General features: G+C 55.0%; 18 protein-coding genes. 4 read left to right on the forward strand and 14 right to left on the reverse strand.

The window, feature by feature from the left end; all coding sequences use genetic code 11:
* Positions 1–21 precede the first annotated feature (21 nt).
* Positions 22–153, forward strand: a complete 132-nt coding sequence (locus tag OJ965_RS09860; RefSeq protein ID WP_003854444.1) for a hypothetical protein — start codon at positions 22–24, stop codon at positions 151–153.
* 177 nt (positions 154–330) lie between these two features.
* Positions 331–510 (forward strand): YodC family protein, encoded by a 180-nt coding sequence (locus OJ965_RS09865; protein WP_265139074.1) that lies wholly within the window; start codon positions 331–333, stop codon positions 508–510.
* Positions 511–674: 164 nt separating this feature from the next.
* Here OJ965_RS09865 and OJ965_RS09870 read toward each other — a convergent pair whose 3' ends face one another.
* The 3 genes from OJ965_RS09870 to OJ965_RS09880 all read right to left on the reverse strand — a co-directional run bounded on the left by OJ965_RS09870 (position 675) and on the right by OJ965_RS09880 (position 3,304).
* Complete coding sequence (locus OJ965_RS09870; RefSeq protein WP_009089531.1) at positions 675–1,895, reverse strand: glycosyltransferase family protein; 1,221 nt, start codon at positions 1,893–1,895, stop codon at positions 675–677.
* A 30-nt stretch (positions 1,896–1,925) separates the two neighbouring features.
* Entirely contained in the window at positions 1,926–2,717 is a 792-nt protein-coding gene (locus OJ965_RS09875) for a mannosyl-3-phosphoglycerate phosphatase-related protein (RefSeq protein ID WP_140028909.1), read from the reverse strand.
* 353 nt (positions 2,718–3,070) lie between these two features.
* Positions 3,071–3,304 carry a DUF2525 domain-containing protein gene (locus OJ965_RS09880; RefSeq protein ID WP_009089534.1) on the reverse strand — a complete coding sequence of 78 codons (234 nt, stop codon included), beginning with the start codon at positions 3,302–3,304 and terminating at the stop codon, positions 3,071–3,073.
* 317 nt (positions 3,305–3,621) lie between these two features.
* Here OJ965_RS09880 and OJ965_RS09885 point away from each other — a divergent pair, with 317 nt between their 5' ends.
* Both OJ965_RS09885 and dsrB read left to right on the forward strand, forming a co-directional pair.
* Positions 3,622–3,780, forward strand: a complete 159-nt coding sequence (locus OJ965_RS09885) for a YqaE/Pmp3 family membrane protein (RefSeq protein ID WP_009089537.1) — start codon at positions 3,622–3,624, stop codon at positions 3,778–3,780.
* Between the two features lie 62 nt (positions 3,781–3,842).
* On the forward strand, positions 3,843–4,037 hold the full coding sequence (gene dsrB, locus OJ965_RS09890) for a protein DsrB (protein ID WP_009089538.1): 195 nt from the start codon (positions 3,843–3,845) through the stop codon (positions 4,035–4,037).
* A gap of 98 nt (positions 4,038–4,135) precedes the next feature.
* Here dsrB and OJ965_RS09895 read toward each other — a convergent pair whose 3' ends face one another.
* The 11 genes from OJ965_RS09895 to fliJ form a co-directional block, all read right to left on the reverse strand.
* Positions 4,136–5,842: a methyl-accepting chemotaxis protein gene (locus OJ965_RS09895; protein WP_265139079.1), complete on the reverse strand. Its 1,707-nt coding sequence runs from the start codon at positions 5,840–5,842 to the stop codon at positions 4,136–4,138.
* A gap of 142 nt (positions 5,843–5,984) precedes the next feature.
* The gene (gene rcsA, locus OJ965_RS09900) at positions 5,985–6,620 is read right to left on the reverse strand and encodes a transcriptional regulator RcsA (RefSeq protein ID WP_009089542.1); all 636 of its coding nucleotides are present in this window, start codon (positions 6,618–6,620) and stop codon (positions 5,985–5,987) included.
* A 627-nt stretch (positions 6,621–7,247) separates the two neighbouring features.
* Entirely contained in the window at positions 7,248–8,033 is a 786-nt protein-coding gene (gene fliR, locus OJ965_RS09905) for a flagellar biosynthetic protein FliR (protein WP_009089544.1), read from the reverse strand.
* Complete coding sequence (fliQ, locus tag OJ965_RS09910; protein ID WP_003854466.1) at positions 8,033–8,302, reverse strand: flagellar biosynthesis protein FliQ; 270 nt, start codon at positions 8,300–8,302, stop codon at positions 8,033–8,035. Before fliQ ends, fliR begins: the two co-directional genes overlap by 1 nt.
* 25 nt (positions 8,303–8,327) lie before the next feature.
* Positions 8,328–9,059, reverse strand: a complete 732-nt coding sequence (fliP, locus tag OJ965_RS09915; protein WP_009089546.1) for a flagellar type III secretion system pore protein FliP — start codon at positions 9,057–9,059, stop codon at positions 8,328–8,330.
* Entirely contained in the window at positions 9,059–9,457 is a 399-nt protein-coding gene (fliO, locus tag OJ965_RS09920) for a flagellar biosynthetic protein FliO (RefSeq protein WP_046102081.1), read from the reverse strand. The genes fliP and fliO overlap by 1 nt, the downstream gene beginning before the upstream one ends.
* Before the next feature lie 2 nt (positions 9,458–9,459).
* The gene (gene fliN / locus OJ965_RS09925) at positions 9,460–9,867 is read right to left on the reverse strand and encodes a flagellar motor switch protein FliN (RefSeq protein ID WP_058957683.1); all 408 of its coding nucleotides are present in this window, start codon (positions 9,865–9,867) and stop codon (positions 9,460–9,462) included.
* On the reverse strand, positions 9,860–10,867 hold the full coding sequence (gene fliM / locus OJ965_RS09930; protein ID WP_009089551.1) for a flagellar motor switch protein FliM: 1,008 nt from the start codon (positions 10,865–10,867) through the stop codon (positions 9,860–9,862). Before fliM ends, fliN begins: the two co-directional genes overlap by 8 nt.
* A gap of 4 nt (positions 10,868–10,871) precedes the next feature.
* Positions 10,872–11,357 carry a flagellar basal body-associated protein FliL gene (gene fliL, locus OJ965_RS09935; RefSeq protein ID WP_009089553.1) on the reverse strand — a complete coding sequence of 162 codons (486 nt, stop codon included), beginning with the start codon at positions 11,355–11,357 and terminating at the stop codon, positions 10,872–10,874.
* Positions 11,358–11,486: 129 nt separating this feature from the next.
* The gene (locus OJ965_RS09940; protein WP_154927728.1) at positions 11,487–12,776 is read right to left on the reverse strand and encodes a flagellar hook-length control protein FliK; all 1,290 of its coding nucleotides are present in this window, start codon (positions 12,774–12,776) and stop codon (positions 11,487–11,489) included.
* Positions 12,773–13,216: a flagellar export protein FliJ gene (gene fliJ, locus OJ965_RS09945; protein WP_009089556.1), complete on the reverse strand. Its 444-nt coding sequence runs from the start codon at positions 13,214–13,216 to the stop codon at positions 12,773–12,775. The genes OJ965_RS09940 and fliJ overlap by 4 nt, the downstream gene beginning before the upstream one ends.
* Positions 13,217–13,226 lie beyond the last annotated feature (10 nt).

The following is a 13,226-nucleotide window of genomic DNA, read 5'->3' on the forward strand; positions in this document are numbered from 1 at the left end:
TTTACGGTCAGGAGAATGACGATGAACGACGATATGTTTGAATTTGATATTGACGCACAGCTTGAGCAGGCGGAAGCGAAAGCAGAGAAAAAAGCCAGCGAAGTGCCGGACGATCTCGGTGATGAAGCCGATTGCGAAGGCTGTAAAATCTGACGTCAGCGTCGGTTTCTCATCAAAGCGGATAATATTTTTTATCCGCTTTTTTTATTTTCAATATATCCATCTGCTTAATTCCGAATTTGCCCTTTTTATGCGTGCCTTAACAGGCAGGAACCGCATTCGCCTGCTATAAAGAAAATAATCACTCAGGTTAATAAAAAGGAGCGCAGCATGGTTTTCGCAATCAGTGAAGAGGTTCAGCACAAGGAAGAAGGGCACACCATGGTGGTGACCGGCTACGCCAGTGGCATGGTCGAGTGTCGCTGGTATGACGGCTATGCGGTGCGCCGTGAAGCCTTTCGCAGTGATGAACTCTGCGCGCTGAAGCCTGAGCAGCGACTGGCGAGCTGAATCGCAGGCGGGCAGCGCGCCGCGAAGAACGGGCCTGTCAGGCTGCGGCGCTTTATCCCTGAAAGGCCTGCCAGTTCGCAGGCCTGTTCTTCTATCCTGAAGCTTTACTGAGGCTCTGCGCCTCCTCCTTGTGAACGCGGACACACTCCCTGTGCCGCTCCTGCTCAGACGTTACCGTCGTTATCCTCCTCTACCGCCTGATAGATACGCTGCAGCACGTCAGGAAACGCTGACTGGACGCGGCTCCAGCTCGGAATAAAGGGCTTGTCGTTGGGACGTTCGATAAACGCCTGACCCGCCTCCAGAATCGACTGGGTGAACATCTCGACCGCCGCCTCTTCCACATGCTGATCGAACTTCAGGCCATTCATGACCGCTTCGTGGTTGTAAGTCTCCATCATATCCAGCGCATTACGGTAGTAGGTCGCTTTCAGCACCCGGAATGAGTCGCTGGTGAGCGGAACGCCCATGGTGGCCAGCTTACGCAGCAGTGACTGAACAATGTCGCTGCTCATTCGCTTCAGGCCGCCTGTGCCATCATCCTCGGCCAGCGGCTGATGTTTATGGTCATAGTTATCGGCGATCTCGACCTGACACGACTGGCGGGTGGTGTAGTTGCGGTAAATCTCCGACAGCACGCCGATCTCAAGTCCCCAGTCGCCAGGAATTTTAATGCCGTTGAGGACATGGGTGCGCATGGCAAACTCGCCGGAGAGCGGATAGCGAAAGCTCGACAGGTAATCGAGATATTCTGAATGGCCATAGACTTTCTGCAGCGAGCGCAGCAGCGGCCCGACCAGCAGTCGGCCCACGCGGCCATTCAGCTTGCCGTCGGCCACGCGCGCATAGAAGCCCTTACAGAACTCATACTGAAACGCCGGGTTCGCCAGCGGATAGAGCAGACGTGCCAGCATGCCGCGCTCATAGGTGACGATATCGCAGTCATGCAGGGCCACACAGCTGGTGCGGTCGGAGGCCAGCGTGTAGCCGGTACAGAACCAGACGTTGCGCCCCTTACCCGGATTGGTGGGGGAGAGCCCCTCTTTATCCAGCTCCGCATCGATCGCCTTCAGGCGCGGGCCATCGTTCCACAGGATGCGGTGGCGCTGCGGCAGCCGGGAGAAAAAGTCGCGGGCAAACAGGAACTGGTCGCGGTCGGCCCGATCCAGCCCGATCACAATTTCATCCAGGTAGGGCACTTTTGCCAGCTCATCGACGATATTGGTCAGCGCCGGACCTTCAAGTTCGGAAAACAGCGACGGCAGGATCAGCCCCATTTTGCGTTTGCGGGCAAAGCGAACCATCTCTTTTTCCAGCGACTCCACGCTGCGGTGGGTGAGGTTATGGAAGTTGGTGATTACGCCATTCTGATAAAAGTCACTCATCGCTTCATCCTTTTCATGCCCATGGGCAGCTCATTGAGGTTGAGTCAAAAAATAGTCGAGCCCTTCACGCCAGCCTTCAGGGCCGTGGTGAGCGGTGTGATAAACCTGCTGCTGATCGGTGCGGCTGAGGGTCACCGGCGTTTTACTGTAGCCTTTGATGACGACCGCATAATCCACCGCATCCAGCATCGGGGCGTCGTTTGGCCCATCCCCCAGCCCGATAGTGACGCGTGGCTCGCCGGGAGAGTGTGCCAGCAGCCAGCGCAGGGCTTCGCCTTTGCCACTGCCTGCCGGCATCACATGCCAGAAACGGCCGCCCTGAGTTAGCGCCAGCCCTTCTGCATGCAGTGCCTCATGAAACCGGTCAAAGGCCTCATCGCTGTCGCGCCAGACCACTACTTCTGACGCATCCCGCTGACGGGAGAGGGCCGCATCCGCTTCACTCAGACCGGTCATGGCGGCCACCTCCGGATCGGAGAAGTCGTGAAACCCGGTGAAGCGGAAGTGGCTTTTCAGTCCAGCCAGACGCTCACAGAGCGCCTCATAGCTGAGGGCGCTATCAGGCAGACGAATCCGTTGCTGATCCAGGGTCTGCACCACGGCTCCGTTTTCCGCAATAAAGGGGGAACCGGCGATGCCGAGCTTTTTCTGCAGCGGGACAATTTCAGCTGCGGTCTTGCTGGAGCAGATGACCAGCGGCACCGCATGCTCCCGGAGTGTGGTCAGCCATTCCGTGGCCGCATCCCAGCGATAGCTGTGATGGTCGAGCAGTGAACCATCCAAATCGGTAATTACCATTAAGGGGTGCTGAAGATCGGGCATGAACAGGCTCCTTTCATCACGTTCGCCGCTAAAGCAGCGATTTTTCAATATTATAGTTGAATATGGCGCACACTTTTTTTCCTGCCACACCGGCCAGAAATCCAGGATTATTCTTAAAACAGGCCCGCAGGAAAGTGGGGGATGCAGGAATTGTGCAGGGCTAAGTGACTGTGCAGCGCGGTGTTTTTAACCTGTATCGCGTCAGCGTGAGTGGGGCGGTTGCAGAAACGTGCATATCTGATACTTGTTCAGTCCGGGTAATCAGGTATTCTGCAACGGTGTTAAGAATTCCCTGGTGTAACGAATTGAATTTTTACCCGGCTTCCATGCCGGGTATTTTTTTGAAATCGATTTCAGCGGTTAGCTTCACAGGCGCGACAGTCACTGATGTCGATCTCAAATGCCTCCCCCAGTTCGGCGCCGGAACGAAAAACCTGACCATCAATCTCGCGCCGTGGCGACGGTCCCGCTTCCATAGCGTCCCGTATCTCACCCGACGTTCTGGCCTGAATTGCCGCCAGTAATCCTTCCATATCCACTCTGAGTTCGGCTGGCTGCGCCGCGCTGTCGTGCTTTTCCTCTGTCATTTTCAGACTCCTGAGAGCAAACAGAACTGTAAGTATAGAAGGCGGCAGAGAAAGGCGAGGAAGGGTTAATCGCAGATCAAAAAAAGCCCGCAGAGTGCGGGCAAAATCCTTGTTATTGCAGGAATGCTGCGCTGCCGGGGGGGCGATGCAGCCAGGAGAGTGTAACGGTCAGGCGCGTAAGAAATCCTGCCGTGCACTGTTAAAGAATCGAAAAAGGGCATCCTTACTCAGATTTACCTGACTTTTCCTGTTAACAGAGCAGATTCAGCTATAGTTGAGAATAAAGCTGAATTTTTTCAATACCTAAAGGAATGGTTATGGACCTCTTAAGAATTATTATTGCTATCCTGCTGCCCCCACTGGGCGTGTTCATGCAGGTCGGGTTTGGCGGCGCGTTCTGGCTGAATATCCTGCTGACCCTCTGTGGTTACATCCCCGGCATTATCCATGCCGTATGGGTCATTGCCCGCCGCTAACGCGCTGCATCCCTCATGTTCTTCGGTTAGACTGTACGCAGTAAATCATCAGGAGAACCGACATGAAGGTAAATGACCGCGTCAGCGTCAGAACGGATGGCGGCCCGCGTCGCGTGGGCACCATTCTGGCGATGGAGCCGTTCAATGAGGGCACGATGTTTCTGGTTGCGCTCGAAGATTATCCACTGGGTATCTGGTTTTTTAATGAGACGCATCAGCCGGATGGGATCTTCGTTGAGCCTTACCACGACGCCTGAGCCTGACGCGCATAAAAAAAGCCGCCTTTCCGTTCCCGGAGGCGGCTTTTTGCATAGAAGGGCCCTGAGCGCTGTCGCCCGCGACCCCGCTTAATGACTCAGAAAGTTTCCCAGTTTTCGTTGCTGCCAGCCAGCGCCTGGCGGGGCGCGACGGCTACCGTTTTGATCGGTGCAGCCGGACGGGAAGCCATCGCGGTCGCCGCCGGTGAAGCCTGCAGGCGGAAGGCGGCGACGGCCTGGGTCAGTTTACCCGCCTGATCCTCCAGTGACGCGGCGGCGGCTGTCGCTTCTTCCACCAGTGAGGCGTTCTGCTGAGTCACGTTATCCATCTCGGTCACCGCCTGGCTGACCTGCTGAATCCCGCGGCTCTGCTCGTCGGAGGCGGCCGCAATCTCTGACATGATATCGGTCACCCGACGCACCGCCTCGACAATCTCACCCATCGTATTCCCGGCTGCGCCCACCTGCTGTGAACCGTCGTTAATCAGTGCGACTGACTCGGCAATCAGGGACTCAATCTCTTTTGCCGCCTGCGCACTGCGCTGGGCCAGATTCCTCACTTCGCTGGCGACCACCGCAAAGCCGCGTCCCTGTTCACCGGCACGCGCCGCCTCGACGGCCGCGTTCAGCGCCAGGATGTTAGTCTGAAACGCAATGCTGTTAATGACGTTAGTGATCTCCGCAATCTTCTTCGAGCTGCCGGAAATATTGGTCATGGTTTTCACCACACCGCTGACCAGCTCGCCACCGCTGCGGGCCTTGCCGGAGGCATCGGCAGCCAGCTGACTGGCGTGATGCGCGTTCTCCGCATTCTGCTTCACGGTGGCGGTAAGTTCTTCCATGCTGGCCGCGGTCTGTTCCAGCGCGGCAGCCTGCTGCTCGGTGCGGGAAGAGAGGTCGGTGTTACCGGCGGAGATTTCGCTGGACCCCTGATAAATGGCGACAGCGCCTTCTCGCACCGTTCCGACCGTGGTGACCAGTGCCTGCTGCATCAGTTGCAGGTTATGGATCAGCGTACCGATTTCACTGCGCCCACAGGGCAGGGGAGCGGAGGTCAGATCGCCCTGCGCGATGCGTTCGATGCGTTCCACTGACTGCCGTAAAGGATTAATCACAATCCGCCGCAGGAAGACAAAGGTCAGCAGAACCAGTACCAGTGCGGCCACAAACGCAACCCCCATTGCAATAAAACCGATGCGTGACTGCGTATCGGCTTCAGCGGTAATGGCATTCGCCCGGTCGGTCCGGATTTTAATCGCCTTCAGCAGCACCTGATTATATTCATCATCCAGCTTGCGGGTGACATCCGTCTCCTGAGCAATGATCCCCTCAAAGCTGCCCTGCTTACCGGCATTGATCATCGGCAGCAGGCCTTTAGTAATGTAGTTATTGAAGCGTGCCTGCAGCGTGGCATCGAGTTCGGTATCAGAGGGCGACTTCACCTTACGCGCTTCATAGACCGCAAAGCCCTCTTTGGCCTGCTGGATACGTTTTTCGGCTGCCGCGACGTTCGCGCGAAACTCATCCATTTCGCCAATGCGGGCAGCCGCACCGGCCTGAATAATCGTCAGACGTGCCGTACGCAGATGGTTTGAACTGTTGGCGAGCCCCATACGAACCTGAATTTCGTCGGTGGCATCATCGAGGGAGTGATTGCTTAAGGTAAGAAAGTAACTGGCGACGCCAATACAGAGTGCAAACAGCAGCAGAATGCCGCCGAAGATGAGGCTAAACAGCGGCACCAGGCGGAGATTCTGCCAGATGCCCGCGCTTTTTTGTCCATCATTATCTAATGCAGTGTTCATATCCTTGCTCTCTCAGGGCTGTTGTTATAAGGCTTAGCATCGGCAAAGGAGAGTAAAGGCTTAGCGGTAAGAGTGAGACGTGGCTCCCAATTCTGAGCAAAAAAAAACCGGCCCATCGGAGCCGGTTTTTCTGGTTTAACGATCAGCGGATATTAACGTAAATACCCGAGGTCACATTATCGGTTAAACGCACCACATGATAAATCACCTGTTTATTATGGGTTTTGATTTTGCGTTTAATATTACCTTTGTGTGACGATACCGTTTTGGCCTTAATTTGCATTTTATCTGAAATCTGAATGGTGTCATGACCTGACATCCACATTTTCAGCATGTTTGACTCGGTCTGGCTCAGCGTCAGCGGGTGAACATCCATGCCCGAAGAGATGCGCGCAGACTGGTTGAGTTTCTTCTGCAAATAGGTGCTGAGTAAGGAATCCAGGGTCGACGTTTTCATCGATTTTGATGTAATAATCAGGTTCTTACGAACGTAGAGATATTCCTCAAAATGGATATTGCTAATCGCCATAAAGATAAAGAAGAGTGTATCGGGATGCTGCGTAATAATGCTGCGGATACGCTCACTGGAATCGGATTCATGAATGAAACAATCTTCATTAATAAATACGACACCAGGATTTAATTGCTCACATTTCTGCTGTAGTTGCTCAATGTCGGAGACGGAAGAGATATTTTTCTTCTTAACTCCTTTCAAAGACATGTAGTCTGTTAATCCCAGGCGTGTGTAGTTGCAGGAATCCATAATAATAGTTGGCATAATAGCGACCCTCACCAATTTGTTATCCGTTTAAATCAACGATGAATACGCGTTGCGATACGAGAGAGATTTCTTAGGTACTTTTTTATTCTGCTCGTGCAGTGTGGTAACAGGCAATCGCCCGTAAAAGTCTTCATCCCTGACCCGTTCTGCAAAAAATTTGTGCTGCCCTGACGTCACACATTCTCCGACTGTGGCGGGGAGTGCCAGTGAAATGCCGGAGGTTAAGTATTACTCAATTTTTGGGAGCCTTGTCACTATCCCTGAAAACCCGGAGTTTTCTGATAGGACAATTCTCAAAAACATTTGTTTTACGAAAGTGTGATGTCTCAGCGTGCGTTGACAATGCCGGAAAAAACATTTTTTAACAAGAAAAATTCGTTAAAGTTTTTTTCTTCGTAATTTCAATGGCTTGACCGATTTGCCTGCACATTCACAGTCTGAGAGCTTCTGTGAACCACCCAACTAAAATACGCGAAGCCCGGTTTAATAAGAATTATTTTCAGACTCTCAGCACATTTATCAGAATATCCTTAGTTGCATTCTGGAAAACATGGTTCGGAAAATGCACGGATGGTTTTGCAATACTTAAGTGTGGTGATGGAAAGATAGTTAGAAAGTTAATGTTCAGGTTCGGGATAGTTCTGTCAGGAACAGGGCGAGTAAATCAAATACTTCACCGAACAAATGCTCACAGAACGGGGCGAGAAGGGGCATCAGCAGGCTGATGGTTAAAATTCCGACTGATAAGGTAATCGGGAAGCCGATTGCGAAGATCGATAACTGTGGTGAAACGCGGTTTAACAAACCCAGTACCAGATTTAGCATGAGTAACAAAACGATTAAGGGCAGCGCTAACATCATGCCATTAAGGAAAATTAATCCGCCCGATTTCACCAGCGCCATAAAAGCATTGGCATTCAGCGGGTGACCGCCAATCGGCAGGGTATGAAAACTGTCCGCCAGTAACGACATCAGCCACAGGTGTCCGTTAAAGGTCAGGAACAGTAACATCGCCAGCATGTCGAGAAAGCGGGCCAGCACCGGCATGTTCAGACGGCTGCCGGGGTCGAAAAAGGTGGCGAACGACAGACCCATCTGCAGGCCAATCACTTCCCCGGCGCAGCGCACGGCAGCGAAGGCAAACTGCATGGTGAAGCCCAGTGCGATGCCAATCAGCATCTGCTGGATCAGCAGCCAGAATCCGGCAGGCGAAAAGAGCGTGACATTAACAGCAGGCAGCAGCGGCATCAGCAGCCAGGTGATCATCACCGCCAGCCCGATTTTGACACGCTTACTGACGGAACGTTCACTGAGGATCGGTGCGGTGGCAAACAACGCCATGATACGCACCAGTGGCCAGAAGAACTGGCTGACCCACTGAACCAGCTGGCTGCTGTCGAGAGTAATCATCAGCCGATGATGTAAGGCAGGTTAGTAAAGACGGTGCGGATATAGTCCAGCAGCAGATTCAGCATCCACGGGCCGGCAATAATCCCGGTGGTCGCCACCGCCAGGATCTTAGGAATAAAGGATAAGGTCTGTTCGTTGACCTGGGTTGCCGCCTGGATCAAGCTGATCAGCAGGCCGCTGACCAGCGCAGCCAGCAGCAGCGGGGCGGCCAGCATCAGGGCGACGCGCATCGCTTCCTGTCCCATTACCATTACTGATTCGGGTGTCATGTGTTGCTCCGGGAAGAAAAGGGGATCAGGAGTAGAAGCTTTGCGCCAGTGAACCGACCAGCAGCTGCCAGCCATCGACCAGAACAAACAGCATTAGTTTAAACGGCAGTGAGATGGTCGCGGGCGGCACCATCATCATCCCCAGCGCCATCAGCACGCTGGCGACGACCAGATCAATGATCAGAAACGGGATAAAGACGGTAAAGCCAATCTGGAACGCGGTCTTCAGCTCGCTGGTCACGTAAGCGGGCAGCAGAATGCGCATCGGCACGGCTTCCGGACCGGCAATCGGTGCCACGTTTGCCAGCCGGGCAAACAGGGCTAAGTCCGCTTCTCGCGTCTGGCGCAGCATAAAATCACGCAGCGGCTGGGCGCCTTTCTCAATCGCCACATCCATGCTGATCTTGTCCTGACTGAAGGGCAGATAGGCATCCTGATAAATCCGGTCAAAGGTCGGCGCCATGATAAAGAAGGTCAGGAACAGCGACAGGCCAAGCAGCACCTGATTCGGCGGGGCCGAGGGCGTGCCCAGCGCGTTACGCAGCAGACCAAACACAATGATGATACGGGTGAAGCTGGTCATCATCAGCAGCACCGCCGGAATAAAGGTCAGCGCCGTGATAAAGACCAGCGTCTGCACCGGCAGCGACCAGCTCTGACCGCCATTAGGCAGCGAATGACTCACCAGGCCCGGCAGCTGGGCATGGGCAACCGGTGCCAGTAACAGGAGTGGCAGTAAAGGAAGCAGTCGACGCATCATGGGTTTTTTCCGGGACGTTTAACCAGGTTCTGTAACAGCTGACGAAAATCCTGTGGTGCACTGTTGACCGGCGTCACTGACGCCGGTTCACCCGGCGGCAGGGTGTGCAGGTGAGTAATCTGCTGTGCGGTAATGCCCAGCACCAGACGGGCATCGGCGGTATCCACAATCACCACCCGCTCACGCTGGCCCACGGAGACGCTGGCTGTGAGCTTAAGCTCCTGGCTGCTGACCTTTTTCGGCGCGAAGCCGACACGGCGTGCCAGCCAGGCGCAGGCCAGAATCAGTAAAATAATTAACGCTAATACGCTGCTGACCTGAGCCAGCATCGAGCCGGTGGAGATCGCCTGGGCCTGAGGTGCAGCCGGTTGCAGCGTTTGATTCTGGCTGGTCATATTCAGCGACTCAGACGACGCATACGTTCAGACGGGGTGATGATATCCGTGATGCGAACGCCATATTTGTCGTTCACGACCACGACTTCACCCTGAGCGATCAGGTAGCCATTAATCAGGATATCAAGCGGTTCACCCGCCAGGCCATCCAGTGACACCACGGAACCCTGCGTCAGACGCAGCAGCTCTTTGATGGTCATCTTGGTGCGGCCCAGTTCCACGGTGAGTTTCACCGGGATATCCATAATCAGATCGATGTCCTGCAGTGAGCCTGCCACATTCGGGCTGTCGAATGACTTAAAGACGTCATCGGTTTGCGGCGCGCTGCTGCTGCCGACCTGCTCATTCATCGCTTCAGCCCACAGATCGTCCGCAGAGATATCGTCAGACGGTTTATTACTGTCAGTCATGGGGCTGTTCCTCGTTCAGCGAATTCAAAATCGGGTTAATCAGGTGTTCGACACGGAGCGCATACTGGCCGTTCATCGTGCCATATTGGCTGGTTAAGACCGGGACGCTATCGACATGGGCGATAATGCGTTCCGGCTTCTCAATCGGCAGCACATCGCCGGGTTTCAGCTGCAGGATCCGTGACAGACGCAGCGAGGTTTCGGCAAAGTGAGCGATCAGTTCCAGCTCAGAGTGCTGCACCTGTTTGACCAGGTTGTCACGCCAGTGGTTATCTTCCTGGCGGGAGTTTTCGAGCGGTGGGTTCACCAGCAGCTCGCGCAGCGGTTCAATCATTGAAAACGGGATGCAGATATTAAACTCACCCACCAGGTTACCAATCTCCACCTGGAACGGCGTGTTAACCACGATATCGTTCGGTGAGGTGGTAATGTTGGTGAACTTTACCTGCATCTCTGAACGTACATATTCGACGTCCAGGGGATAAATCGCCTTCCAGGCGTCGCTGTAACCATCCAGCGCCAGCTTCAGCATGCGGCGAATCACCCGCTGCTCGGTATGGGTGAACTCACGGCCCTCGACCTTAGTCGGGAACCGTCCGTCGCCACCAAACAGGTTATCAACGGCGATAAAGACCAGGCTGGGTGAGAACACCACCAGCGCGGTGCCGCGCAGCGGTTTCAGGTGGATCAGGTTCAGGTTGGTTGGCACCGGCAGATTGCGGGCAAACTCATGATACGGCTGAATCTTGATCGCCCCGACGCTGACATCCGGGCTACGGCGCAGCAGGTTAAACAGCGCCATACGGAAACTACGGGCAAAACGCTCGTTAATGATCTCCAGCGCCTGTAAACGCTCGCGCACTACGCGGCGCTGGGTGTTCGGGTCGTAAGGACGAATATCGCCTTCCGGCCCGCTTTGTTTCTTTTCTTCTTCCGCGCTGCCACTGTCGCCGTTTAAAAGGGCGTCAATTTCAGCCTGGGAGAGAATGCTATCGCCCATTGATTCACCTCAAAATGAAGGCGGTAAACAGCACGTCGTTTACAGCCTGCGGAGGTTGACCTTTCACCAGCGGAGGTGTCAGCGCCTGTTTGATTTGTTCAACAAGCGCCTGTTTTCCCTGCTCTGTCGCCAAGGCCGAAGCACTCTGACGCGAGAGCAGCAGCAGCAGACGGCTGCGCACCTCAGGCAGATAGTCATTCATCCGACGACGGGTATCCTCATCGGCCAGACGCAGGGTAAAGCCTACGTACAGCACGCGGTCAGGATCGTTGTCGGGATTGACCAGGTTAACCGTAAATGTATCAAGTGCAAAAAAGACCGGAGCGGGAGGCGGTTCAACTTTCGCCACCTCAGGCTTATCGCCCTCGTGTTTGTTCATCATTCGCCAGACTGCATAGCCTGCCACGCTGCAAGCGGCCAGCGTCACAATGAGCAACACCGGTATTAAGAGTTTACGTTTGCGGCCTTTAGCTTTCGCGTTATCAGACATGGTTGCAGTTACTTCCTGTGAATTATGGGCAAGCCTCTCGGCTCACGGGACAGATTATCCCGCGTCTTAAGTCAAACCAATGGGCAGAATAGACGCGGGTTTTACGCTTACCTTCAGCGTTTATCGCTGTCAGGCAAAAGTGTCGACGGCGCTGTTACCGCTGACGCGAGCCTGAAGGGCGGCGGGGACGGCAATCGGCGTAATGTCGGTGTCACTGTCCTGGGGGAGGGAGAAGCGGCCATGCTGTCCGTCGCGGCGCGCCTCCTGTTGATTCTGGAAGCTCTGGCTCTGCGCGGAACTGTCACTGCTCACCTGACTCTCGCCCAGGTTGATACCGCTCTCTGCCAGCGCGCTGCGCAGCTGCGGTATCGCGGCTTCCAGCGCCGATCTGACGTGGCTGTGGCTGGAAACCAGACTAATTTGTGCCTGGTCGTTATCCAGTTTCAGGCTGATCTGGATAGCGCCGAGGTCTTCCGGATGTAAACGCAACTCCGCGTTCTGCTGGCCGTTGCGACTGAACATCACAATCTGCTGACTCAGCGCCTGCTGCCACTCGTCGCTGCCCAGCTGCGCATTCAGCATCGGCGTTGAGGGGGTGCTGCTGGTCGCTGACGCGGTCACCGGCGCGGGCAGAGTGCTGGCGCTCGTAATCGGGCCGCTGATGTTCAGACCACTGTCGCTGGCGCTGCTGTGCGCCGGGGCCTGATCATCCTGCTTCATCATCGCACTCAGTGCCTGCTGGAAATGGCTGTCTGAGGCCAGGTTCAGGCTGCTGTTGCTGCTCTGCGCGGTGCTGCTGCTCTGGCTCGCCGCGTTGCTCGCTGCAGGCGCGTTCAGCGCCGCACCTTTTATCTCGTGCTTCTCATCTTTAGCCGGTGCAGTGCTCTGCGATGAGCTGCTCTCCGGTGTCGTGTTCAGCATCTGTGTCAGCGCGGTCAGCGCTTTACGGCCGCCATCGCTCTGGCTAATCATCTCACCCGATTCACTGCTGATCGGCGGTGGCGCGCTGGCTGTCGCCGTGGCCGCACCCGGCAACATGGCGAACAGCGCCTGCACATTCTGCAGCTCGCTGGCGCTTAAGGATGCCGCGTCCAGGCTCTCTTTATCATCGGCTGATTTTGACCCAGCTTTAATATTTTCCGGTTTCAGCAGGGCGGTCAGAGCAGCAGGATTATCCCGTGTTGCCAGCAGCGCACTGAGCGGGGAAGCCGGTCGACGCTCATCGGCCATTTCTGCTTTGGCGTCAGCGGATTGCGCCGCTTTTCCCTGCTGTTTTGCCAGGCCAAGCAGCTGGTTTCCCAGCGCGGTCAGAAAGTCCTGTGGCAGGGTATCTGATCCTGCCGCAGCGTCGGTTGCGACTGATGGTTCTGCGTCGGTTTTAGCCGTCGCTTTCATGGCAATGTTTGGCAGCGTAATCATTCGCCTCTCCTCAATGCGGCCCGTTGGGCAAATTCGTCCATCCGTTTCTGGTCGAGACGGTTTTCCTGTCGTAATGCATTTTCCGCTGCCCGCGTGATCAGGGTCTGATAGGCGTTCAGCCGCTGCTGTTTGTCACGCCAGTTGATCAGCGCCTGCTCCAGGCGCTGATTCCAGTTATTAAGCTGATTACGGTGCTGCTCAATCGCTTTTTCCAGCGTCTGAATAAACTGGTGATAGTTAGTCCAGCGAGTGCTGGCAATGCCGCTCGACATGTCATCATTAAGTTTGTTGCGATATTCATCCTGATAGTCGAGCAGCATCGTCAGCTGCTCGTTGGCGGCATGCTGGCCGCGGCGCATATCGCCCAGATAGATGGCGGCCCGTTCGAGATCCTGCTCCGCTAAGTCGCGCAGCGTATCGATAGCATTTGCCGTTTTCATAGCCATTACC

This window comes from Pantoea anthophila, assembly GCF_026104315.1.
Classification (GTDB): domain Bacteria; phylum Pseudomonadota; class Gammaproteobacteria; order Enterobacterales; family Enterobacteriaceae; genus Pantoea; species Pantoea anthophila.

What these genes read in the sequence shown, in the direction of transcription:
- OJ965_RS09860 (WP_003854444.1), top strand. Translation starts at nt 22, where the DNA reads ATGAACGACGATATGTTTGAATTTGATATTGACGCACAGCTTGAGCAG.
- OJ965_RS09880 (WP_009089534.1), bottom strand. Translation starts at nt 3,304, where the DNA reads ATGACAGAGGAAAAGCACGACAGCGCGGCGCAGCCAGCCGAACTCAGA.
- fliL (WP_009089553.1), bottom strand. Translation starts at nt 11,357, where the DNA reads ATGTCTGATAACGCGAAAGCTAAAGGCCGCAAACGTAAACTCTTAATA.
- fliN (WP_058957683.1), bottom strand. Translation starts at nt 9,867, where the DNA reads ATGACTGACAGTAATAAACCGTCTGACGATATCTCTGCGGACGATCTG.
- OJ965_RS09895 (WP_265139079.1), bottom strand. Translation starts at nt 5,842, where the DNA reads ATGAACACTGCATTAGATAATGATGGACAAAAAAGCGCGGGCATCTGG.
- fliO (WP_046102081.1), bottom strand. Translation starts at nt 9,457, where the DNA reads ATGACCAGCCAGAATCAAACGCTGCAACCGGCTGCACCTCAGGCCCAG.
- fliQ (WP_003854466.1), bottom strand. Translation starts at nt 8,302, where the DNA reads ATGACACCCGAATCAGTAATGGTAATGGGACAGGAAGCGATGCGCGTC.
- fliP (WP_009089546.1), bottom strand. Translation starts at nt 9,059, where the DNA reads ATGCGTCGACTGCTTCCTTTACTGCCACTCCTGTTACTGGCACCGGTT.
- OJ965_RS09865 (WP_265139074.1), top strand. Translation starts at nt 331, where the DNA reads ATGGTTTTCGCAATCAGTGAAGAGGTTCAGCACAAGGAAGAAGGGCAC.
- fliR (WP_009089544.1), bottom strand. Translation starts at nt 8,033, where the DNA reads ATGATTACTCTCGACAGCAGCCAGCTGGTTCAGTGGGTCAGCCAGTTC.
- fliJ (WP_009089556.1), bottom strand. Translation starts at nt 13,216, where the DNA reads ATGAAAACGGCAAATGCTATCGATACGCTGCGCGACTTAGCGGAGCAG.
- OJ965_RS09870 (WP_009089531.1), bottom strand. Translation starts at nt 1,895, where the DNA reads ATGAGTGACTTTTATCAGAATGGCGTAATCACCAACTTCCATAACCTC.
- rcsA (WP_009089542.1), bottom strand. Translation starts at nt 6,620, where the DNA reads ATGCCAACTATTATTATGGATTCCTGCAACTACACACGCCTGGGATTA.
- OJ965_RS09940 (WP_154927728.1), bottom strand. Translation starts at nt 12,776, where the DNA reads ATGATTACGCTGCCAAACATTGCCATGAAAGCGACGGCTAAAACCGAC.
- fliM (WP_009089551.1), bottom strand. Translation starts at nt 10,867, where the DNA reads ATGGGCGATAGCATTCTCTCCCAGGCTGAAATTGACGCCCTTTTAAAC.
- dsrB (WP_009089538.1), top strand. Translation starts at nt 3,843, where the DNA reads ATGAAGGTAAATGACCGCGTCAGCGTCAGAACGGATGGCGGCCCGCGT.
- OJ965_RS09875 (WP_140028909.1), bottom strand. Translation starts at nt 2,717, where the DNA reads ATGCCCGATCTTCAGCACCCCTTAATGGTAATTACCGATTTGGATGGT.
- OJ965_RS09885 (WP_009089537.1), top strand. Translation starts at nt 3,622, where the DNA reads ATGGACCTCTTAAGAATTATTATTGCTATCCTGCTGCCCCCACTGGGC.